The organism is Streptomyces sp. NPDC051684 (assembly GCF_044453445.1).
Lineage (GTDB): Bacteria > Actinomycetota > Actinomycetes > Streptomycetales > Streptomycetaceae > Streptomyces.
In genome coordinates, this window is sequence record NZ_JBITCS010000059.1 from 1 (window position 1) to 21,106 (window position 21,106).

Annotated in this window: 18 protein-coding genes and 1 tRNA gene; 7 read left to right on the plus strand and 12 right to left on the minus strand. The window is 70.1% G+C overall.

From position 1 onward, the window contains the following. Nucleotides 1–114: 114 nt before the first annotated feature. The 8 genes from ACIA8D_RS39190 to ACIA8D_RS39225 all read right to left on the minus strand — a co-directional run bounded on the left by ACIA8D_RS39190 (nucleotide 115) and on the right by ACIA8D_RS39225 (nucleotide 8,307). On the minus strand, nucleotides 115–1,239 hold the full coding sequence (locus tag ACIA8D_RS39190; protein WP_399239826.1) for a sugar ABC transporter substrate-binding protein: 1,125 nt from the start codon (nucleotides 1,237–1,239) through the stop codon (nucleotides 115–117). Nucleotides 1,240–1,448: 209 nt separating this feature from the next. Next, nucleotides 1,449–1,973 (minus strand): GNAT family N-acetyltransferase, encoded by a 525-nt coding sequence (locus ACIA8D_RS39195; RefSeq protein ID WP_399239828.1) that lies wholly within the window; start codon nucleotides 1,971–1,973, stop codon nucleotides 1,449–1,451. A 71-nt stretch (nucleotides 1,974–2,044) separates the two neighbouring features. Next, nucleotides 2,045–2,506, minus strand: coding sequence for a heat shock protein transcriptional repressor HspR (locus tag ACIA8D_RS39200; RefSeq protein WP_399239830.1), 462 nt, complete (start codon nucleotides 2,504–2,506; stop codon nucleotides 2,045–2,047). A 5-nt stretch (nucleotides 2,507–2,511) separates the two neighbouring features. Continuing rightward, complete coding sequence (gene dnaJ / locus ACIA8D_RS39205) at nucleotides 2,512–3,699, minus strand: molecular chaperone DnaJ (RefSeq protein WP_399239832.1); 1,188 nt, start codon at nucleotides 3,697–3,699, stop codon at nucleotides 2,512–2,514. 36 nt (nucleotides 3,700–3,735) lie between these two features. After that, a complete protein-coding gene (gene grpE, locus ACIA8D_RS39210; RefSeq protein WP_399239834.1) occupies nucleotides 3,736–4,401 on the minus strand; it encodes a nucleotide exchange factor GrpE in 666 nt (221 codons plus the stop codon). Beyond that, complete coding sequence (dnaK, locus tag ACIA8D_RS39215; protein WP_399239836.1) at nucleotides 4,398–6,251, minus strand: molecular chaperone DnaK; 1,854 nt, start codon at nucleotides 6,249–6,251, stop codon at nucleotides 4,398–4,400. Before dnaK ends, grpE begins: the two co-directional genes overlap by 4 nt. Before the next feature lie 215 nt (nucleotides 6,252–6,466). Further along, nucleotides 6,467–7,456, minus strand: a complete 990-nt coding sequence (locus ACIA8D_RS39220; protein ID WP_399239838.1) for a glycosyltransferase family 4 protein — start codon at nucleotides 7,454–7,456, stop codon at nucleotides 6,467–6,469. Nucleotides 7,457–7,458: 2 nt separating this feature from the next. Beyond that, nucleotides 7,459–8,307, minus strand: coding sequence for an NAD-dependent epimerase/dehydratase family protein (locus ACIA8D_RS39225; protein WP_399239840.1), 849 nt, complete (start codon nucleotides 8,305–8,307; stop codon nucleotides 7,459–7,461). A gap of 221 nt (nucleotides 8,308–8,528) precedes the next feature. On the opposite strand from ACIA8D_RS39225, the gene ACIA8D_RS39230 reads away from it, so the two are divergent. From ACIA8D_RS39230 to ACIA8D_RS39255, 6 genes are all read left to right on the plus strand, one after another. Further along, nucleotides 8,529–10,811 carry a (Fe-S)-binding protein gene (locus tag ACIA8D_RS39230; protein WP_399239842.1) on the plus strand — a complete coding sequence of 761 codons (2,283 nt, stop codon included), beginning with the start codon at nucleotides 8,529–8,531 and terminating at the stop codon, nucleotides 10,809–10,811. A gap of 175 nt (nucleotides 10,812–10,986) precedes the next feature. Next, nucleotides 10,987–12,564, plus strand: coding sequence for an esterase (locus ACIA8D_RS39235; RefSeq protein WP_399239844.1), 1,578 nt, complete (start codon nucleotides 10,987–10,989; stop codon nucleotides 12,562–12,564). 104 nt (nucleotides 12,565–12,668) lie between these two features. Next, complete coding sequence (locus ACIA8D_RS39240) at nucleotides 12,669–14,042, plus strand: FG-GAP repeat protein (RefSeq protein WP_399239846.1); 1,374 nt, start codon at nucleotides 12,669–12,671, stop codon at nucleotides 14,040–14,042. Nucleotides 14,043–14,142: 100 nt separating this feature from the next. Beyond that, nucleotides 14,143–15,294 (plus strand): FG-GAP repeat domain-containing protein, encoded by a 1,152-nt coding sequence (locus ACIA8D_RS39245; RefSeq protein WP_399239848.1) that lies wholly within the window; start codon nucleotides 14,143–14,145, stop codon nucleotides 15,292–15,294. A gap of 168 nt (nucleotides 15,295–15,462) precedes the next feature. Then, nucleotides 15,463–16,944: an FG-GAP repeat protein gene (locus ACIA8D_RS39250; RefSeq protein ID WP_399239850.1), complete on the plus strand. Its 1,482-nt coding sequence runs from the start codon at nucleotides 15,463–15,465 to the stop codon at nucleotides 16,942–16,944. Nucleotides 16,945–17,055: 111 nt separating this feature from the next. After that, the gene (locus tag ACIA8D_RS39255; RefSeq protein WP_399239852.1) at nucleotides 17,056–17,919 is read left to right on the plus strand and encodes a Yip1 family protein; all 864 of its coding nucleotides are present in this window, start codon (nucleotides 17,056–17,058) and stop codon (nucleotides 17,917–17,919) included. A gap of 78 nt (nucleotides 17,920–17,997) precedes the next feature. Here the strand turns inward: ACIA8D_RS39255 and ACIA8D_RS39260 are convergent, their stop codons facing one another. Continuing rightward, nucleotides 17,998–18,504 (minus strand): phosphoribosyltransferase, encoded by a 507-nt coding sequence (locus ACIA8D_RS39260; RefSeq protein WP_399239854.1) that lies wholly within the window; start codon nucleotides 18,502–18,504, stop codon nucleotides 17,998–18,000. Nucleotides 18,505–18,515: 11 nt separating this feature from the next. Next, nucleotides 18,516–19,091 carry a dCTP deaminase gene (dcd, locus tag ACIA8D_RS39265; protein ID WP_399239856.1) on the minus strand — a complete coding sequence of 192 codons (576 nt, stop codon included), beginning with the start codon at nucleotides 19,089–19,091 and terminating at the stop codon, nucleotides 18,516–18,518. Between the two features lie 509 nt (nucleotides 19,092–19,600). Between dcd and ACIA8D_RS39270 the strand changes: the two genes are divergently transcribed. Then, a tRNA-Gly gene (locus ACIA8D_RS39270) sits at nucleotides 19,601–19,674 on the plus strand. A gap of 50 nt (nucleotides 19,675–19,724) precedes the next feature. On the opposite strand, the gene ACIA8D_RS39275 is transcribed toward ACIA8D_RS39270, so the two are convergent. Then, the gene (locus tag ACIA8D_RS39275; RefSeq protein WP_399239857.1) at nucleotides 19,725–20,894 is read right to left on the minus strand and encodes a tyrosine-type recombinase/integrase; all 1,170 of its coding nucleotides are present in this window, start codon (nucleotides 20,892–20,894) and stop codon (nucleotides 19,725–19,727) included. Then, nucleotides 20,894–21,106, minus strand: coding sequence for an excisionase family DNA-binding protein (locus tag ACIA8D_RS39280; protein ID WP_399239858.1), 213 nt, complete (start codon nucleotides 21,104–21,106; stop codon nucleotides 20,894–20,896). The genes ACIA8D_RS39275 and ACIA8D_RS39280 overlap by 1 nt, the downstream gene beginning before the upstream one ends.

Here is a 21,106-nt window from a genome sequence, read left to right on the forward strand (position 1 = left end):
AGGCGACGCGGAGCGTCGTCGACCGACGACAACGCCGCGAGCGTGCGTGCCAGGCCCCGCGAGCCCGGCCTGATCCAAACGACAGGCCCTAGCCGGTCACGCCGTACGGGTGGGCTACTTCAACCCGGCCTCCGCGCAGGCCTGTGCGTACTTCGGCGTGCAGATCTGCGACACCGTGAAGATCTTGTCCTTGACGACGGTGCTCTTGATGTTGTCCTTGGTGAGCGCGACGACGCTGACGCTCGCCGTCCTGATCTGCTTGTCGGTCGGGCTGTCGGTGCGGTCCATCGCCAGCGCCTCGAACTCGATGGTGCGCCCCTGCGAGACCCGCACCGCCATCTCGGCGGCGGTCTGCGCCTCGTCCGGGTACGGCTTGTAGACGCTCATGTACTGCTCGCCGGTCAGAATCCGCTGCACGGCGGCGAGTTCGGCGTCCTGCCCGGTGATCGGCGGCATCTTGCGGACACCGACCTCCTTCAGCGCGTCGATCACGCCGCCGGCCATCCCGTCGTTGGCGACGTACACGCCCGCGATGTTGTCCACGCCGAGCGCGTTGACGGCCTGCGCCATGTTGGCCTTGGCGTTGGACGGCTTCCAGCCCGCGGTGTCGTAGGACTTCGCGACGGTCACGGCGTTGCCCAGCTCCGCGCGGGCGGCGCTCTTGAACTGTGCGGCGTTGGGGTCGTCGGGCGAGCCGTTGATCATCACGATCTTGTCGCGCTTGGTGGCCTTGGTGCCGCCGAGGGCGGAGATCAGCGCCTTGCCCTGGGTCTGGCCGACGAGCCCGTTGTCGAAGCCGACGTAGGCGTCGACGGGGCCCTGGGCGAGCCGGTCGTACGCGACGACATGGATCCCCGCGTCCTTCGCCTTGCGCACGGCCGGGGCGATGCCCTTGGCGTCCACGGCGTCGACGACGACCGTGTCGACCTTCGCGTCGATCATCTCCTGGAGCTGCGTGCGCTGGAGGGACGCGTTCTGCTTCGCGTTGGCGTAGACCAGCTTGCCCTTGCCGTGCGTCAGCTTCGCCACCTGGCGCTCGAAGATGGGCTGGTCGAACTTCTCGTAGCGGGCGGTCTCCTTCTCCGGGAGCAGCAGACCGATCGTGACGTCGTCCCCCTTGCTGGCGGCCACGCTCGGCTCGCTGTCGTCGCCCGGCAGCACGCCACCGCAGGCCGAGAGCGAGACGACCAGGACGGATGCGGCGCCGGCCATGGCGGCACAACGCATACGCGTGTTCATGTGCGGATACCTCCCTGACGTGGCCGCGACGGTGCGGCCGAGGTGGCTCGAAGCCAACTCGCCCGCTCCTGGACCGTCAAGAGGTGAAGCCACACCGCAACGAAAACGGATCCATTACTTCTTCACATGAAGCCGAAGACGGCGAATACCGGACACCTTCCCGCGAGCCACACAGGAGCTTCACAGGATGATCGGGTCGCTCGGCCCGCTCAGGCCTCGAACTCGGTCAGGTCGATCGCGTGCACCCGCAGACCGCCCTCCGCCTCGCCGGGCAGCGAGGTCATCCCCAGCTTGTGGACGACCTTCAGCGACGACGCGTCGTCCACCGCGGTGACCGCGACGACCCGGTCGATGCCCCGGTCCTGGAGGGCGAACTCCAAGGTGGCCTGCGCCGCCTCCGAGGCGTACCCCTGCCCCCAGAACTGCCGGCCGAGCCGCCACTGGACACCGACGTGCCCCGCCACCTGCGGCGGAGTCTCCGGTACGTACAGTCCGACGGCACCCGCCAGCTCGCCGGAGCCGAGCAGCTCCACGGCGAACACCCCGAAGCCCTCGTCGTCCCACTCCTCCTCCCAGCGCTCGATGTCCTCGGCGGTCCCGTCGAGGGACCGCGGCGCGCCGTCGCCGATGCGGCGCATGACGGCGGGGTCGGACTGGATGTCGGCGAGCGGGGCGAGGTCGTCGTCGGGGTTCCAGCGACGGAGCAGGAGGCGGGGGGTGCGGATCTCGGTCATGCACACCATCCTGCGGCATGCGAAAGGGCCCCGGAGACAACGCCTCCGGGGCCCTCACGCATGCGTGCGGACTACTGTTCCGACGACCGCTTGGGCCGCCACACCACCAGCGCGCTCGTCTGCTGGACCTCCTGGTACGGGACCAGGTCCCGGCGGTACGAGGCGTGCACCGCCGCCTCGCGCTGCTGGATCGCGGAGGCCGCGCTCTCCACTGCCGAGGAGAGTTCGGCCACGCGGGACTGCAGCGCGGCGACCTGGTTCTCCAGCTCGATGATGCGCTTGATGCCGGCCAGGTTGATGCCCTCGGCCTGCGACAACTGCTGGACGGTGCGCAGCAGTTCGATGTCGCGGGCCGAATAGCGCCGGCCGCGCCCGGCCGTGCGGTCGGGCGAGACCAGGCCGAGGCGGTCGTACTGGCGCAGGGTCTGCGGGTGCAGGCCGGACAGCTGTGCCGCCACCGAAATGACGTACACCGGCGTCTCGTCGGTCAGTTCGTACGGATTGCTGCGCCGACGACCCGGCTGCCCGTCCATCACCCTCACGCTCCCTTCGCGGCCTTGAACAGTTCTGCCCGCACGTCGGTGTCCTCAGTCGCCTTGCGGTACGACTCGAGGGCGCTGCGGGCGTCCTCCGAAAGGTCCTTCAGGACGGCCACCTCGACGGTGACCAGCAGGTCGCCGCGCGTGCCGTCCTTGCGGACGGCGCCCTTGCCGCGGGCCCGCATCGTCCGCCCGTTCGGCGTGCCCGGGGGCAGCTTCAGGGTGACCGGCGGGCCGCCGAGCGTGGGCACCTTGACCTCGCCGCCGAGCGACGCCTCGGTGAAGGTCACCGGGACGGTGACCGTGAGGTTGTCGCCCTTGCGGCCGAAGACCGGGTGGGCGTCCACGTGCACGACGACGTACAGGTCGCCCGCCGGGCCGCCCCGCTCGCCCGGCGCACCCTTGCCGCGAAGGCGGATGCGCTGGCCGTCGGAGACCCCGGCCGGGATCCTGACCTGCATGGTGCGGGAGGACTTGGCCCGCCCGCTGCCCTTGCAGCTGTCGCACGGGGTCTCGGCGATCAGGCCGCGGCCCTTGCAGTCCACGCACGGGTCGGTGAGGGAGAAGCCGCCACCGCCGCCCCGCGAGACCTGTCCGGTGCCGACGCAGGTCGGGCACACGCGCGGTGTGCCGTTCGCGTCGCCGGTGCCGGAGCACGCCTTGCAGGGGGCCTGGGAGGACATCCGCAGCGGGACCGTGGCCCCGTCGACCGCCTCGGTGAAGCTGAGCGTCACCTCGGACTCGATGTCCTGGCCCCGGCGCGGCTGCGTACGCGTGCCCGCGCCCGCGCCGCCCCGGTTGAACAGGCCGCCGAACACATCGCCGATGCCGCCGCCGAAGCCGCCCGGACCGCCCTGGCCCTGGGCGCCGCCTCCGAAGAGGTCGCCCAGGTCGAAGTTGAACGAGCCGTTGCCGCCGGCGCCGCCGGGTCCCGGACGGAACCCGCCGCTGCCGAACAGGGCGCGCGCCTCGTCGTACTCCTTGCGCTTCTTGGGGTCACCGAGGATGTCGTTCGCCTCGGAGATCTCCTTGAAGCGCTCCTCCGCCTTGTCGTTGCCCTTGTTGGCGTCGGGGTGGTTCTCGCGGGCGAGCTTGCGGTACGCCTTCTTGATCTCGGCGTCGGTGGCGTCCTTGGGGACGCCGAGGACCTTGTAGTAGTCCTTCTCGATGAAGTCCTTGGTGCTCATCGGCCTCGACGTCCCTCCTTACCCGTGTGTGTGACGTCAGCCCTCTTCCGGGCCACCGTTCTCCTTCTCGGCATCCTTGTCGGCCGCCTCGTCCGCCTTCACGCCCGGCTGCGGCTCTGCCACGGCCACGCGCGCGGGACGGATGGTGCGCTCGCCGATCCGGTAGCCCGGCTGCAGGATCGCCACGCAGGTCGTCTCGGTGACGTCCGGTGCGTAGGAGTGCATCAGGGCCTCGTGCACGGTCGGGTCGAAGGGCTCGCCCTCCTTGCCGAACTGCTGAAGGCCCATCTTCGCGGCGACCGTCTCCGTGGATTCGGCCACCGACTTGAAGCCGCCGACGAGCTCGCCGTGCTCGCGGGCACGGCCGATGTCGTCGAGAACGGGAAGCAGCTCGGTCAGGAGGTTCGCGACGGCGATCTCCTTGACCGTGACACGGTCCCGCTCCACACGGCGCCGGTAGTTCTGGTACTCGGCCTGAAGGCGCTGGAGGTCCGCGGTGCGCTCGTTGAGCGCGGTACGCACCTGGTCCAGCTGCGCGGTCAGGGCCACATCCGAAGCGGAAGCGGCTGAGTCCCCGGCCGGGGCCGCCCCCTCGCCCTTCTCGGGCGAGGTGGCGGCCTTCGGCTCGGCGTCGTCAGGGGTGGCGCCGGAGGGGACTTCAGGCTCTTCGCTCTCGCTGAAGCCCGGGGTCTCCTCGGTCACGCGGCACCGTCCTTGCGGTCCTTGTCCTCGTCGACGATCTCGGCGTCGACGACGTCGTCGTCGGCCTTGGCGTCACCCTGCGGGGCGTCACCCTGCGGGGCCTCGGCGCCGGCGGCCTGGGCGTCGGCGTACATGGCCTGGCCCAGCTTCTGCGAGACGGCGGCGACCTTCTCGGTCGCGGTGCGGATCTCGGCCGAGTCGTCGCCCTTGAGCTTCTCCTTCAGCTCGGTGACGGCCTCCTCGACCTCGGTCTTGACCTCGGCGGGAACCTTCTCCTCGTTGTCCTTGAGGAACTTCTCCGTCTGGTAGACGAGCTGCTCGCCCTGGTTGCGGGACTCGGCGGCCTCGCGGCGGGCGTGGTCCTCGTCCGCGTACTTCTCGGCCTCTTCGCGCATCCGGTTGACCTCGTCCTTCGGCAGCGAGGAGCCACCGGTGACGGTCATCTTCTGCTCCTTGCCCGTGCCAAGGTCCTTGGCCGTGACGTGCATGATGCCGTTGGCGTCGATGTCGAAGGCGACCTCGACCTGCGGGACACCGCGCGGGGCCGGCGGCAGACCGGTCAGCTCGAACATCCCGAGCTTCTTGTTGTACGCCGCGATCTCGCGCTCGCCCTGGTAGACCTGGATCTGCACCGACGGCTGGTTGTCCTCGGCCGTCGTGAAGATCTCGGAGCGCTTCGTCGGAATCGTGGTGTTCCGCTCGATGAGCTTGGTCATGATGCCGCCCTTGGTCTCGATACCGAGGGACAGCGGGGTGACGTCGAGGAGCAGGACGTCCTTGACCTCGCCCTTGAGGACACCGGCCTGCAGGGCGGCGCCGATGGCGACGACCTCGTCCGGGTTGACGCCCTTGTTGGCCTCGTTGCCCGCGGTCAGTTCCTTGACCAGCTCGGCGACGGCCGGCATACGGGTCGAGCCACCGACGAGAACGACGTGGTCGATCTCGGAGAGGTTGATGCCCGCGTCCTTGATGACGTTGTGGAACGGCGTCTTGCAGCGCTCCAGAAGGTCGGACGTCAGCTGCTGGAACTGGGCGCGCGTGAGCTTCTCGTCCAGGTGCAGCGGACCCTCGGCGGACGCCGTGATGTACGGCAGGTTGATCGTGGTCTCCGTGGAGGAGGACAGCTCGATCTTCGCCTTCTCGGCGGCCTCGCGCAGGCGCTGGAGCGCCATCTTGTCCTTGCCCAGGTCCACGCCGTGGCCGTTGTTGAACTGCTTGACCAGGTAGTCGACGACGCGCTGGTCCCAGTCGTCACCGCCGAGCTGGTTGTCGCCGTTCGTGGCCTTCACCTCGACGACGCCGTCGCCGATCTCCAGGAGCGAGACGTCGAACGTACCGCCACCGAGGTCGAAGACCAGGATGGTCTGGTCGTCCTTGTCCAGGCCGTAGGCCAGGGCCGCGGACGTCGGCTCGTTGACGATGCGCAGGACGTTCATGCCCGCGATCTCGCCGGCTTCCTTCGTCGCCTGGCGCTCCGAGTCGTTGAAGTAGGCCGGGACGGTGATGACCGCGTCCGTGACCTTCTCGCCGAGGTAGGACTCCGCGTCGCGCTTCAGCTTCTGCAGGATGAACGCCGAGATCTGCTGCGGGTTGAAGTCCTTCCCGTCCAGATCGATCTTCCAGTCGGTGCCCATGTGGCGCTTCACCGAGCGGATGGTCCGGTCCACGTTCGTGACCGCCTGGCGCTTGGCGACCTCGCCGACCAGAACTTCGCCGTTCTTCGCGAAAGCGACGACGGACGGCGTGGTCCTGGCGCCCTCGGCGTTCGCGATGACGGTGGGCTCACCGCCCTCCAGAACGCTGACGACGGAGTTAGTCGTGCCCAGGTCGATGCCGACCGCACGTGCCATTTCGATTCCTCCAGCTACCTACTTGAGTGGAACTGGCTCAAGACTGCAACACCTCCCCCCTCGCCGTCAACAGACCTGAGTCACAGGCACTCAACTTTTATCCTGCCTTTATCGGCATGGCGAAGCTGGGGCGAACCTGACCTGGTGTTTTACGAGTGCCACCCGGGGACCGGCGGTGGAGGTGGGCGGGTCCCGTGCCCGCCCAGCGGCGTCGCTTACGCCGACAGCCCGGCGTACAGGCGCTCCGTGCGCTCGAGCCACACGGCTTCCCCGTACCGCTTCGCGTACACGGCACGGCAGTGCTCGCGCAGCGTCGGGAAGACCTTGGCGGCCACGTCGAGCGCATCGGGCAGATACGCGTCCGGGGTCGTGACCACACCCGTGCCCTCGGACCGTACGGCTCGCGGCACCGCCGACGTCCCGGCCCCCTCGAAGGCCAGCACCGGCAGCCCCGCCGCGAGCGCCTCCGCGTACACGAGCGGCACCGCCCTGCGCGCCTCCCGCCCCGGCAGCACGAGCCCCCGGTACCCCGGCAGCGCCCGCCTGAGCTCGTCCCGCCCCACGGCCCCGCGCAGCCGCACCGACGCGGGCGCCGCCGCCCGGCAGCGCGCCGCCAGCGGCCCGGCCCCGATCACGTCGAGCCGCTGGCCCGCGGGCCAGCGGCGCAGCAGTTCGAGCACGCCCCGCTCCGGCGCGAGCCGCCCGACGCACACCCAGGCGTCGCCCGCCCCGTCGCGCCCCGCCGCGGCCTCGGGTTCCGCCACGGTCGGCACGAAGTCGGGCACCACGTCGAGGCGTTCCCTGGGCAGCCCGGCGCGCGCGCACGCGTCCCGGCTCGCCTCCGAGAGCACCATGAGACCGTCGGCCCGCCGCAGCAGCGGGTCCTGCCGCAGCCCGCCGCGCGCCGCCCACGGGAACTGCAACGCGGCGAGGCGGGAGCCCCGGTGCGGGCCGTGCCGCAGGGTGGCGACCACCGGGCCCGTCCACTCGGTGACCCAGGCGCGGCCGAAGGCGCGGAACAGGTTGTGGACGTGCACGACGTCCGGGCCGAAGGCGCGCAGCGTGGCGAGGGGGCCGCGGCCACGGCCGTTCGCCGGGACGAGGCGCACCTCGTGCCCGGCGCGGGTGAGCGCGGCGACCTGGTTGAGGACGGCCTCGTCCTCGCCGCCCGGAGCGCCGAAACCGTGGACGACCGCGACCCTCATGCTCAGACCCCGGCCGCGGCGGTGGTGACCACGCCGAACGCGCCGCCCGCGTCGACGAGGGCCGCGTCCACGATGTCGAGGAGCCCCAACGCGGGCTCCCAGCCGGTGAGTTCGCGCAGCGGCCCGGGATCCGGATCGCGCGCCTCCCCGCTCCCCTCCTCGTACGGGACGAAGCGGAGCGGGGAGGAGGTGCCGGAGCGTTCGACGACGACGCCCGCGAGGTCGGCGACGGCGGTCTCCTGCGCGGCGCCGACGTCGAAGACACGCCCGGCCGCGACCGGCTCGGCGAGCAGTCGCAGCAGCGCGTCGACGGTGTCGGCGACGTGGGTGAGGCGCAGCCGCCGGGTGCCGTCGCCGTGGACGGTGAGCGGCAGGCCCGCGACGGCCTGTTCGGCGAGGCAGGGCAGGACGGCGCCGGACGCGGCGGACTGGCGCGGGCCTGCGGTGTGCCGGAGGCGTACCAGGATCGTTTCCTCAGCCTGCCCCTGAACCTGATCCCGGTCCCGGCCCCGGTCGTCGTCACCGTCGGCGACGGCGAGCAGCCGGCGGCCGTGCCGCCGGGCGGCCTCGGCGACGGGGCCCGCACCCTCGGGCGCCAGGTGGACCACCACCTCGCAGCGGCCCGCGAGTTCGGCGACGAGCCGGGCGTCGAGGGCCGAGCCGCGCACGAAGCGGAGCCGGGGGCTGGGCCACGCGGCGGCGAGGTTGGCGCGGTCGCCCGTGGACAGGTCGTCGAGAACGACCACGGTGTGTCCCTGGGCGAGCAGCGCATCGGTGAGGTGCGAGCCGACGAAGCCCGCGCCTCCGGTGACCAGATAAGTGGAGGATGCAGTGGTCGACGGTGCGCTCATCCCCATAAGTTATTCCGTTATGTCCAAATATGGGGTGAATAACACGATCCGCTTTGGCGCCCCACATGGCCCCGCACAGGGTTACCTGGGCGACACAGATCACCAACCCGGCGACTACATTGCGTCCGGGTAAGTGGGTAGTCTCAGACGGACAACCTAAGTTACCGCTTAGTAATGACCGTTCCCGAGAAGACTTCCCTCGCAGGCCCGAGGAGCCCCCAATGCAACTCGCCGCGATCATCGTGTCGCTGGTTACGATCGTGGTCGGCGCGGCACTGTTCGTCCGTGCCCTCCTGCAGATCTACCACTTCATGCGGCTCGGTCAGAACGTACCCGCAGGTACTCGCACCGATGAACCCGTGCAGCGCACCGTCACCGTGGCCAAGGAGTTCCTCGGCCACACCCGCATGAACAAGTGGGGCATCGTCGGCGTCGCGCACTGGTTCGTGGCGGTGGGCTTCTTCTCGCTGCTGCTGACGATCGTCAACGCCATCGGCCAGCTGTTCAAGGCCGACTGGCTGCTGCCGATCATCGGCGAATGGGCGCCGTACAACATCTTCGTCGAGTTCATCGGCACGATGACGGTCCTCGGCATCGCCGTACTCATCGTGATCCGCCAGCTCAGCAGGCCGGACAAGCCGGGCCGCAAGTCCCGCTTCGCGGGCTCCAACTTCGGCCAGGCGTACTTCGTCGAGGCCGTCATCCTCATCGTCGGCGTCTGCATCTTCATGCTGCACGCCCTCGAAGGCGCCCAGCACCACGTCGACAGCTACGAGGCGTCGTTCTTCATCTCGTACCCGGTCGTGAACGCGCTCTCGGGCCTGGACGTCTCCACGCTCCAGACCCTCACGTACTTCTTCGCCGGGCTGAAGATCGCGACCTCGTTCATCTGGATGATCACGGTCGCCCTGAAGACCGACATGGGTGTCGCCTGGCACCGCTTCCTGGCCTTCCCGAACATCTGGTTCAAGCGCAACGCGGACGGCGACGTCTCGCTGGGCGCGCTGCTGCCGATGACCTCGGGCGGCAAGGAGATCGACTTCGAGGACCCGGGCGAGGACGACACCTTCGGCGTCTCTCAGGTCGAGCAGTTCTCCTGGAAGGGCCTGCTGGACTTCTCCACCTGCACCGAGTGCGGGCGCTGCCAGTCGCAGTGCCCCGCGTGGAACACCGGCAAGCCGCTCTCCCCGAAGCTGCTCATCATGTCGCTGCGCGACCACGCGCACGCCAAGGCCCCGTACCTGCTCGCCGGTGGCGGCAAGGACATGGAGGGCAACGAGCAGGCGACCGAGGAGCAGCTCAAGGACGTGCCCGCCGCCGCCCTCGCGGAGGCCGAGCGCCCGCTGATCGGCACGCACGAGGAGAACGGCGTCATCGACCCGGACGTCCTGTGGTCCTGCACCACCTGCGGCGCCTGCGTCGAGCAGTGCCCGGTCGACATCGAGCACATCGACCACATCGTCGACATGCGCCGCTACCAGGTGATGATCGAGTCCGCGTTCCCGTCCGAGGCGGGCACGATGCTCAAGAACCTGGAGAAGAAGGGCAACCCCTGGGGCCTGGCGAAGAAGCAGCGCCTGGAGTGGCTCAAGGAGCTCGACTTCGAGGTGCCGGTCGTCGGCAAGGACATCGAGGACCTCACCGAGGTCGAGTACCTCTACTGGGTCGGCTGCGCCGGCGCCCTGGAGGACCGCGCGAAGAAGACCACCAAGGCCTTCGCCGAGCTCCTCAACATCGCGGGCGTGAAGTTCGCGATCATGGGCGGCGACGAGAAGTGCACCGGTGACTCCGCCCGCCGCCTCGGCAACGAGCCGCTGTTCCAGCAGCTCGGCCAGGAGAACGTCATGTCCCTGAACATGGCCTTCGGCGAGGAGTACGACGAGGACGGCAAGGTCACCGAGGAGTCCAGGAAGCCCCGGACGGCCAAGAAGATCGTCGCGACCTGCCCGCACTGCCTCAACACGATCGGCAAGGAGTACCCGCAGATCGGCGGGGATTACGAGGTAATCCACCACACGCAGCTGCTCCAGCACCTGGTCGACGAGGGCAAGCTGACGCCGGTCACGCCGGTCGAGGGCATCATCACGTACCACGACCCGTGCTACCTGGGCCGCCACAACAAGATCTACTCCCCGCCGCGCGAGATCATCGCCAGCGTCCCGGGCGTGCGGAACGAGGAGATGCACCGCCACAAGGAGCGCGGCTTCTGCTGCGGCGCCGGTGGTGCCCGGATGTGGATGGAGGAGCGGATCGGCAAGCGCATCAACAACGAGCGTGTTGATGAGGCGCTGAGCCTGAACCCGGACATCGTCTCCACCGCCTGCCCGTTCTGCCTCGTCATGCTGACCGACTCGGTCAACGGCAAGAAGAACGACGGCAAGGCCAAGGAATCGATCACGGTCGTCGACGTCGCGCAGCTGCTGCTCGACTCCGTCAAGACGCCGGTCGACCCGGCCGGTGAGGCGGAGACCGAGGACGCCCCGGAGCCGGAGCCGGTCAAGTAACCCGTCCCACACGACACTTGAGGGCACCCCGTCACAACGGGGTGCCCTCTTTTGTTGTTCTGCCCCGTACAACCCTTGCGGCCGATCCCGTGTCAAACGGTGCGCCGGACAAGGAACGGGCCCTTTCCGGCGTCCCCCCGCGCTGCCCGGTCTTCCTGCAGCCAAGGAGCCGCACGTGCGCAAGAACCGTCCGGCCGCCCTCGCGGCGGCCTCGTTCCTTCTTCTCGCCGGTACGTACATCGCCGCCGCCCCGTCCGCGTACGCGGGCACTCCCGGTGGCACCCGCGCGAACGACCGCAACACCGACTTCAACGGCGACGGCTACGACGACGTGCTCGTCGGCGCCCCCGGGGCCACCGTCGGCGGGCACGCCGGGGCCGGAATCGTCACCGTCCAGTACGGCGCCAAGAGCGGGATGGGGACGTCCCGCGCCGCCGTGTTCAGCCAGAACACCGCCGGGGTGCCCGGCGCCGCGGAGAAGGGCGACGCGTTCGGGCAGGCCGTCGCCACCGGCGACCTCGACGGCGACGGCTACGACGACGCGATCGTCGGTGTGCCCGGCGAGGACATCGGCACAGTCACCGACTCGGGCGGCGGCGTCGTCCTGTGGGGCAGCGCCAAGGGCCTCGTCGGCAGCGCCAGCACAGTGGTCAAGGCCGACGAACCCGCAGCGGGCCGGGGGCTCGGCTCTTCGCTCGCCGCCGCCCGCTTCACCGACGGCGGCGACGGCGACCTGCTCGCCGTTCTCGACTCGGTCGGCCTCACGGTCTTCCGCTACGAGGCCGCACCCGCCGCCAGATCCACCGCGGGCGCGGGCGGCGCGGGTGGCGTCGGAAAGAACCTGGTCCGCGACTCCCGGACGAACTTCGCGCCCAAGGCCCCGAAGGCCAAGGCCCCCAAGGGCAAGGCGCCGAGCGCCACCGCACGCGCCGCCACCCTGGCCGCGCCGACCGGCATCCAGCCCAAGTCCCTGACCACCGGCGACTACGACGCCAACGGCTTCGCCGACCTCGTCGTGTCCGGCCTCTCCGTCGGCGACGAGTCCGGCGACGGCTGGTCGTACGTCATCCCCGGCACGGCCTCCGACGCCGAACCGCTGCCCAACCTCACGCTGCGCGGCGGCCCCGTCGCCGCCTCCGGAGACGTCAACGGCGACGGCAAGGACGACCTCGTCACCGGCGAGCCGAACAGCCCCGACGACGACGGCCCGTGGACGACCGGCGGCATGGTCGGCGTCCACTACGGCTCCGCCTCGGGCCTCACCGGGGAACCGCAGTGGTGGAACCAGGACACCGACGCCGTGCCCGGCACCGCCGAGAAGGGCGACGCCTGGGGCGCCGACCTGTCCGTCGGCGACACGAACGGCGACGGCTTCGCCGACGTCGCGATCGGCGCGCCCGGCGAGGACATCGGGACGGTCACCGACGCAGGCGCGGTGTGGGTGATGCGGGGCTCAGCCCTCGGCCTGCGGACCAGCGACGTACGGGACTTCAACCAGAACTCGGCGGACGTCCCCGGCGCGGCCGAGAAGGGCGACAAGTTCGGCGGCCAGGTCTCCTTCACCGACCCCAACGACGACGGCCGGTTCGGCCTCCTCGCGGCGGCGCCCGGCGAGAACACCAACGACGGCGTGGTGTGGGTGTTCTCCGCGGGATCCGGCGGGGTCACGGCGGCCGGTTCGTGGACGTACGGGGCCGGGGCACTGTCCGCTCCGTCCTTGGACGCACGTTTCGGGTCGGCGATCGACGACTGAGCGACGACGGGGGCCGGTCGCCCGCGTACAACCATTCACCGGCCCCCAGCCGTCACACCAGCGGACGACGGATGACAACTGCCTCACCCAACGCTGGAGTTGACGTGCGCCTCAAGAAAATCGCCCTGACCGCGGGCGGCCTCACCCTCCCCCTCGCGGGGACCGCGTCCGCCGCGACGACCCTCAAGGACGACTTCAACGGCGACGGGTACCGCGACCTCGCCATCGGTACGCCGAAGGCCAACGCCGTGACGGTGACGTTCGGTTCGGCGTCCGGCGTGGGCCCCGGCAAGGCCGTGACCATCACGCAGGAGACCTCCGGCGTACCCGGAACCACCGAGAAGGAGGACGAGTTCGGGGAGAACGTCACCAGCGGTGACGTCAACGGCGACGGATACGCCGACCTGATCGTCGGCGCCCCCGGCGAGCAGGTCACCGACTGGGCGAGCGGCTCCTTGAACGTCGTGTGGGGCGGCGCGAACGGCTTCACCAAGGGCGCCACCGTCTACCACGCGCCCTCCGCCGACGACCGGCGCTTCGGCGAGAGCGCCGTCTTCGTCGACCTCGACGGCGACGACCACGCGCAGCTCGCCGCCGTCAGCGCCAAGAAGTTCTGGTGGTACTCCGACTCCAACAAGCCCGAGGACGCCTACGCGCCGGAGGTCGAGTTCGTACCGGCCGACGTCACCCTGGAGGGCCTCACCGCCGACCAGTTCCACGGCACGGGCGTCGGCAGGACGTACACGTACGTCCTCTACGGCAAGCACGCCGACGGCAGCCCCTACACGGGATGGGTCAACGGCGGGCCCGGCGACATCGGCTACTCCTCCGGCCGGATCGACGGACAGTACGCCGGCTCCACCACCGAGGCCGCCGCCACCGGCGACGTGAACGGCGACGGCTACCCGGACCTCGTCACCGGCCAGGCCGACGAGAACTCGGTCTGGGTGTTCTACGGCGGCTCCACCATCTTCACCGACGAGATGGAGGGCATGGACAAGGTCACCCAGGACAGCGACGGAATACCGGGAGCGAGCGAGGCCGGGGACCGGTTCGGCGCGTCCGTGGCCGTCGGCGACGTGGACGGCGACGGCTACGACGAGGTCGCGGTCGGCGCACCCGGCGAGACCGTCGACGGCGTCGCGGGCACCGGCTCGGCCGTCGTCCTCAAGGGCGGCAAGGGCTACATCACCGCGGGCCGCTCCTACCACCAGGACACCGCCGGGGTGCCGGGCGTCGCGGAGCCGGGCGACCGCTTCGGGTCGACCGTACGGCTGAAGGACATCAACGGGGGCGGCCGCGCGGACCTGTCCGTCGCCGCGTCCGGCGAGGACATCGGCCCGGCCGCCGACGCGGGCGCCGTCACGGTGCTGCGGGGCTCGTCGCCCTACCTGACGACGACGGGCGTGACCTCGTTCAACGGCGCGGACTTCGGCCTGCCGGGTGCGGGCATCTCGTTCGGTACGTCCCTGCGCTGACGGCCCCGTCCCCCGTCCTGCCATCATGTGTGGACGTTGTGAACTCATGGGACGGGCGGGGGCGTTGTTGATGCCGGATCACATAAGAAGAAGCGGCGGAGTGCTGTGCGCCGTACTGCTCGCCGCGGCGCTCACGGCGTGCGGCGGCCACGACGACGCTGCCGGCCGCCGCCCCGCGACCGTGGCGGGCAAGCAGCAGCGGAGCGCGCCGCTGCCGATCCCGCGCGGCAAGGGAAGCAAGCTCCCCACCGACTTCAACGGCGACGGTGCCCCCGACCTCGTCATCGACGACCTCGCGCACGACGGGCTCGGCGACGACCCCGGCATCGGCGTCGTCTACGGCCGCAAGGGCCACGGACTCGTCGCCGCGACCCGGCAGTTGCTGACCCCGGCGAAGTACGCGGCGCGGACCAAGGGGCAGGCCCCGGCGACGTTCGCCTCGGAGGCGAGCTGCGACCTCGACCGGGACGGCTACGCCGACCTCGTGGTCTCCACCGACCCTCCCTACGACGGCCAGGGCATGCCGCCGGTCCCGCTCCAGATCCTCTTCGGCTCGCCCACCGGGATCACCGGCAAGGGCGTCACGCTGAAGATCCCGGCGCGGGCCCGGTTCGGCAACGAGTGGCCCGACCAGCCGGTGTGCGGGGACTTCGACGGCGACGGCAGGAACGACCTGGTGGTGCACGGGAGCGGGGGCCGGCTCTCGGTCCTCGGCGGCCCGTTCACCCGCGCCGGCGCGCCGCGCGGCGATGCCGGCATCGCACAGGTGGGCGGAAACGTTCCTACGGGCTCGGCGGCAGACGTGAACGGCGACGGCACCGACGACGTCCTGATCCGCGCCCACGCGGGCACGGCACGCTCCACGGTGGCCCTGGGCGGGCCGAACGGCTTCACGAAGGGCGCCGCGCACCCCTCCGGCACGGCTGCCGCGGCCGGGCGCTTCGGGGTGGCGGTGCTCGGCAAGGACGGACTGCGCCTGGGCGGGCGCACGCTCGACGTCACCGGGGACCGGCTGCTGCCGGCCGGCCGCGACGTGCTCGTCTCCGACGCCGACACCACGTACCTGGTCCATGCGGGCAGGTCCCACCGCCTCCCGGCGAAGGGCCACGCGATCGCCGCGGCGGACTACGACGGCGACGGCCGCATCGACGCCGCCCTCCAGTCGACCACCCCCGACCGCCTGACGATCGTCCCCGGCGCCACGACGCCGTCCCGGCAACTGTCCTTCCCGACCCGCGACTTCTCGAACTGACTCGAGAAAACCCGACCCCTTCCCCGTACAACCCTCCTGCCCCACCAACGGTCTCCTGTAAGCCGAACGCCGAGTCATGCCCGGGGCAATTCCCGGCCAACACCCGGCGAACGGCATCCCGTTGACGGGACACCCGCCAGGCGTCCCCTTCCCGCAGGAGCCAACCGCATGGCCAAGCACAGACGCACGCCCGCCCCGTCCCCGACCCGTCTCCGCCTCGCCATGGCCACCGCCACGGCGGCCGCGCTGACCGGCGGAGTCTTCGTCGCCACGGCGGGGACCGCGACCGCGGCCACCACCGGCGTCGCCGCCTCCGACGCCGACTTCAACGGGGACGGGCTGGCCGACGTCGCCACGTCCGCGCCGCTCGCGTATGTGGCAGGGCACGCCGGAGCCGGGCAGGTCAGCGTCCTGTACGGCGGCGGCAAGCACGTCACCATCAGCCAGAACTCCACCGGCGTGCCCGGCTCGGCCGAGACCAACGACGGCTTCGGCTCCGCCACCGCCTACGGCGACTTCAACGGCGACGGCTATGACGACCTGGTCGTCGGCACTCCCGGCGAGGACGTCGGCACCGACAAGGACGGCGGCACCGCGGCCATCCTGTGGGGCTCCGCGAACGGCCTGAACGGCGGCAAGAGCGGCAAGACGCTCACCGACCCGCGCGCCTCGAAGCACGACGCCTTCGGCGCCCGCCTGGCCGCCGGCGACTTCGGCGACGTCGGCACGGACCAGATCGCCGTCGGCACGCCCAACTCGGCCACCATCGACATCGGCTCGGTGAGTGTCGACGAAACCTGGCGCACCGCGACGGCTCCCGTGCAGAGCGGCACCGACGGCGTCGGCATCCACAACCTGCACTCCGGCGACGTCAACGGCGACGGCATCGACGACCTGCTCGTGAACGGCTACGAGGCCGACTCCGACATGGGCTGGAACGCCAACTACTACCTGCCCGGCTCCAACACCGGCATCCGGACGTCCGGTGCCGTGAAGCTGCCCGCCGGTGTGATCACCGACGTCGGCGACGTCGACGGCGACGGCTTCGGCGACGTCGTCATCGGCCTGGAGTGGGACACCGACTCCGGCGTCCCCGGCGCCCAGCTGGGTGGTGCCGTCAAGATCGCCCACGGCTCGGCGACCGGCCCGGTCGCCTCCGCCGTCCAGACCATCGACCAGGACACCTCCGGCGTCCCCGGCGGCGGTGAGACCGGCGACGACTTCGGCGGCGAGCTCGACCTCGGCGACGTCAACGGCGACGGCCACCTCGACCTCGTCGTCGGCTCCGCCGGCGAGAACCTCGACGGAGTGTCGGACGCGGGCGCCATCACCGTGCTCTACGGCGCGGCCGACGGCTCCGGCATCACCGGCGCGGGCGCCAAGCTCTACAGCCAGAACACCCCTGGCGTCCCCAACTCCGATGAGAAGAACGACAACTTCGGCTCCGACGTCCACATCGACGACCTCAACGACGACGGCCGCGGCGACGTGATCGTCGGCGCCGTGGGCGAGAACGGCGGCAACGGCGCGGTCTACGCCCTGACCTCCAAGGCCGACGACACCCTGTCCGCCTCGGCCGGCACCTACGTCTCGACGCTCGGCATCTCCAGCTCCGGCACCCCGCTGCTCGGCGTCAACTTCGCCGACTGACCTGCCCGTCCCTTAAGGGCCCCCGTAAGGGATGTCACAGGTCAGCCGCAATGCCGGGCCCGAACCCCGGGTCCGGCATCGCGTTCACGGAAAACAGGTACGTTCGAGTACGTGGCTGGATTCAGGAACGGACGCGGCCGGGACAACCGCGAAGCGCCGCAGGGGCACCCTCCGTACGGGCCCCCTCAGCAGCAGCACGGGTACGGGCAGCAGCAACAACAGCAGCACCGGCAGCAGTGGCCGCAGGCGAACGGCGGGCACGGCGAGCCCGAGTACTTCGGCGACCCGAACGCGCCGCGGGCCCACGACCCGTACGCCGCGAACAACCCCGGTCACACCCAGGCCTTCTCGGTGAACCCCGGCGACGACCCGTACGCGTACGGCCAGGGCTCCACCTACCAGGCGGGCGCACCGGGCCCCTCCGGCCCGATCGGCCCCCGCCTGCACTGGAAGCCGTTGCTGTCCGGAGTGATCCTGCGCCCCTCGGCGACGTACCTCCAGATGCGCGACTACGCGATGTGGGGCCCGGCCCTGATCGTCACGTTCCTCTACGGACTCCTGGCGATCTTCGGCTTCGACGGCGCCCGCGAGGACGTCATCGACGCCACGATGTCCTCGGCGATCCCCTACGTCCTGACGACCGGCATCGCGATCACGATCAGCTTCTTCGTGCTCGGCGTGGTCACCCACACCCTGGCCCGCCAGCTCGGCGGCGACGGCGCCTGGCAGCCCACGGTCGGCCTGTCCATGCTGATCGCCTCGCTCACCGACACCCCGCGCCTGGTCTTCGGCATGTTCCTCGGCGGCGACGCGATGTTCGTGCAGCTCATCGGCTGGGCGACCTGGGTCGCGGCGGGCGCGCTGCTGACCACGATGGTCTCCAAGTCCCACGACCTGCCCTGGCCGAAGGCGCTCGCGGCGTCGGCGATCCAGCTGATCGCACTGCTCTCGATCATCAAGCTGGGCACGTTCTAGACCGTCCCGGCACACGCCTTCCGGCACACGAAATGAGGGGCCCCGCGGGGCCCCTCATTTCGTACGGCCGACGCGCGCTCAGGCGTCGAGAACCTGGCCCTCGCGCTTCACGACGGGCGGTTCAACACTCCACGGGAAGTTGATCCACTCATCGGTGCGCTTCCACACGTACTCGCACTTCACGAGCGAGTGGGACTTCTCATAGACGACGGCCGAGCGGACCTCCGCCACGGTGTCGAGGCAGAAGTCGTGCACGAGCTTCAGCGTCTTACCGGTGTCCGCGACGTCGTCGGTGATCAGGACCTTCTTGTCGCTGAAGTCGATCGCGTTCGGCACGGGCGCGAGCATGACCGGCATCTCCAGCGTGGTGCCGACGCCGGTGTAGAACTCCACGTTCACCAGGTGGATGTTCTTCACGTCCAGCGCGTACCCGAGCCCGCCGGCGACGAAGACGCCGCCGCGCGCGATGCTGAGGATGATGTCGGGCCGGTACCCGTCATCGGCGATGGTCTGCGCGAGCTCGCGCATGGCGACCCCGAACTTCTCGTACGTAAGGTTCTCGCGCACGGGGCTGACGTCGCTCATATCGCTGCTGCTCACACCTGGGTCCGATGGAAATTGAGGTAGGAACGGGAGGCGGTCGGGCCGCGCTGTCCCTGGTACCGCGAACCGTAGCGCTCGCTGCCGTACGGGAACTCGGCGGGTGACGACAGCCGGAACATGCACAGCTGGCCGATCTTCATGCCGGGCCACAGCTTGATGGGGAGCGTCGCGAGGTTCGACAGCTCCAGCGTCACGTGGCCGCTGAAGCCGGGGTCGATGAAGCCCGCCGTGGAGTGGGTCACCAGGCCGAGGCGGCCGAGCGAGCTCTTTCCCTCAAGCCGCGAGGCGAGGTCCTCGGGCAGCGAGATGACCTCGTACGTCGAGGCGAGCACGAACTCACCGGGGTGCAGGATGAAGGGCTCGTCGCCCTCCGGCACCACCATCCGCGTCAGCTCCGACTGCTCGACGCTCGGGTCGATGTGCGGGTACTTGTGGTTCTCGAACACCCGGAAGTACCGGTCGAGACGCACATCAATGCTCGACGGCTGAACCATCGACTCGTCGTAGGGATCGATGCGCACCCGTCCGGCGTCGATCTCGGCCCGGATGTCCTTGTCTGAGAGAAGCACGTAGCGAGGATACGCAGTGGGCGCGGGCCCGCCACAATCGGCGGGGCCCGCGCCCACTGTCACTGGTGCCGCTTACCGCTCGTCCGGTCCCACAGGAACGGCGTGCCGAAGTCGCGCGCACCGCGGACACCGAATCAGCCGACTGGGACCGAGGCGGTCCGCCTGCTGCATCGGGAACGAAGCGGTGCTGAACACGTGCCCTTCGGCACATCGGACGACGGTGCGATCCATCGAGTCCATCAAGTCCCGGAGTCCCTTCCCCACGGAGCCATTGGGCCAGTTTCCTGACCGACGACGAAAAGCAACATTACGGGATGAAAGGGACGCCAATCCAGGCGGCACCCCGAGGTGAATCGTCCTCGGCCGGGCTCCCCACCGTACGCTTCAACTCCCTTCACCCGCAGTCACTTCCACCCCCCACAACGCAGCCGGGCCCCGGGGCTTCAGCGCCCGGGGCCCGGCATGGGGTACAGTGTCGCCAGTACGGATCGCTTCAACGGCCGTACCGCGCGGGTGTAGTTTAATGGTAGAACATAAGCTTCCCAAGCTTAGAGCGCGAGTTCGATTCTCGTCACCCGCTCCACCGCTAAGGCCCAGGTCAGAGACCCGGGCCTTTTTGCTGTGCGGATTCGCTCAGTCGTCGCGTGCCAGATCCGTGCCAGAAGCTTGATCATCCGGCTTCCGTGCCACAGCCGCGCGAGCCCTCCGAACACTCCGATCGAGCATCCCCGCGACCTCCTGTTGCCGCTCCCCTTCCGAGTGCTGATAGATCATCGCGGCCTTCTCCGAGGACTGCCCGGCCCGCACCATCGTGTCCTTCAGCGTCGCGCCGGATCGGGTCGACAGCGTGTGCCCGGTGTGACGCAGGTCGTAGAAGCGGAAGTTCTCCGGCAGACCGACGGCAGTCCGGGCCTTGCGCCACTGCCGGCCGAAAGTGCTGCGCCGGAACGCGGCCCCACGCTCACCGACGAAGACGAGACCCTCGGGCCCTTCTGCGGCGTACGACTCAAGGTGCCACCGCAACTCACGTTCCAGGAACGCGGGCAGGTAGATCGTGCGCATGCCAGCGTCCGACTTGGTCTCGCCGGGCGCGCGGCGGCCGTTGACCCGCTCGGGTTCGGCGACACGCACCGTAATCTTCAGCGCGTCGAGATCAACGTCACGGCGGCGAAGCCCTGCCAGCTCCTCGGGCCGGGTCGGACCGTAGGCCCCGAGGTAGACCATCAGGCGCCAGCGCATGCCGACCGCTTCGGCCAGGGCGTCGACCTGGGCGACGGTGGCCGTGGGACGCTCCGCCGCCTTCTCCGCACCGGCCCCCTTGATCCGGCACGGGTTACGCCTGATCAGCTCGTCGTCGACCGCCGTCTCCATAATTCCCTTCAGCAGCCGGTAGGCCTTGGCCGTGACGACCTTGGACCCGGTGGCGAGCTGGTCCGTACGCCAGGACCGGACGCGCGGCGCGGTGATCTCGTCGAGGTCGTCCTCACCGAAGGTCGGCAAGAGGTGCTTGTCGAGCAGCCGCCGGTACAGGTCCACGGTAAGCACGCTGAGTTCCCGTTCCTTCAACCACGTGTCGGCGTAGGCCTGGAAGCTGACCCCACCCGCATCGGGATCGGTCCAGTCGCCCCGCCGAATCTCGGTCTGCTTCTCGGCAAGCCAGTCGTCAGCATCGTTCGAGGTATCGAAGGTGTACGGCGCCGGACGCATCACGCCGTCAGGCCCCGGATAGCGCGCCTGGTAACGCCCCGAGGGGAGTTTCCGGATCGCTCCGAACCGCCGCCGCCTGCCCCTGTCGTTCGCCATCAGGCAGCCCTCCCGTACCGGGCGCGGGAACGCTTACGCGGTTCGACCGTGTGGGCGGCGATGAACTCGCGTACGGCGCTCTCGGGGATGCGGACGTGTCGGCCCACCTTCACGTACGCGATGCGGCGCTCCTCGATCAGGCGCCGGGGGAAGCGGACCGTGGTGCCGAGGATCTCGGCGACCTGGTCGACGCTGAGGTAGCGGTCGTTCAT

What these genes read in the sequence shown, in the direction of transcription:
- ACIA8D_RS39225 (WP_399239840.1), bottom strand. Translation starts at nt 8,307, where the DNA reads ATGAGCGCACCGTCGACCACTGCATCCTCCACTTATCTGGTCACCGGA.
- ACIA8D_RS39200 (WP_399239830.1), bottom strand. Translation starts at nt 2,506, where the DNA reads ATGGACGGGCAGCCGGGTCGTCGGCGCAGCAATCCGTACGAACTGACC.
- ACIA8D_RS39280 (WP_399239858.1), bottom strand. Translation starts at nt 21,106, where the DNA reads ATGAACGACCGCTACCTCAGCGTCGACCAGGTCGCCGAGATCCTCGGC.
- ACIA8D_RS39260 (WP_399239854.1), bottom strand. Translation starts at nt 18,504, where the DNA reads ATGAGCGACGTCAGCCCCGTGCGCGAGAACCTTACGTACGAGAAGTTC.
- ACIA8D_RS39250 (WP_399239850.1), top strand. Translation starts at nt 15,463, where the DNA reads ATGGCCAAGCACAGACGCACGCCCGCCCCGTCCCCGACCCGTCTCCGC.
- ACIA8D_RS39190 (WP_399239826.1), bottom strand. Translation starts at nt 1,239, where the DNA reads ATGAACACGCGTATGCGTTGTGCCGCCATGGCCGGCGCCGCATCCGTC.
- dnaJ (WP_399239832.1), bottom strand. Translation starts at nt 3,699, where the DNA reads ATGAGCACCAAGGACTTCATCGAGAAGGACTACTACAAGGTCCTCGGC.
- ACIA8D_RS39195 (WP_399239828.1), bottom strand. Translation starts at nt 1,973, where the DNA reads ATGACCGAGATCCGCACCCCCCGCCTCCTGCTCCGTCGCTGGAACCCC.
- ACIA8D_RS39230 (WP_399239842.1), top strand. Translation starts at nt 8,529, where the DNA reads ATGCAACTCGCCGCGATCATCGTGTCGCTGGTTACGATCGTGGTCGGC.
- dnaK (WP_399239836.1), bottom strand. Translation starts at nt 6,251, where the DNA reads ATGGCACGTGCGGTCGGCATCGACCTGGGCACGACTAACTCCGTCGTC.
- ACIA8D_RS39275 (WP_399239857.1), bottom strand. Translation starts at nt 20,894, where the DNA reads ATGGCGAACGACAGGGGCAGGCGGCGGCGGTTCGGAGCGATCCGGAAA.
- ACIA8D_RS39220 (WP_399239838.1), bottom strand. Translation starts at nt 7,456, where the DNA reads ATGAGGGTCGCGGTCGTCCACGGTTTCGGCGCTCCGGGCGGCGAGGAC.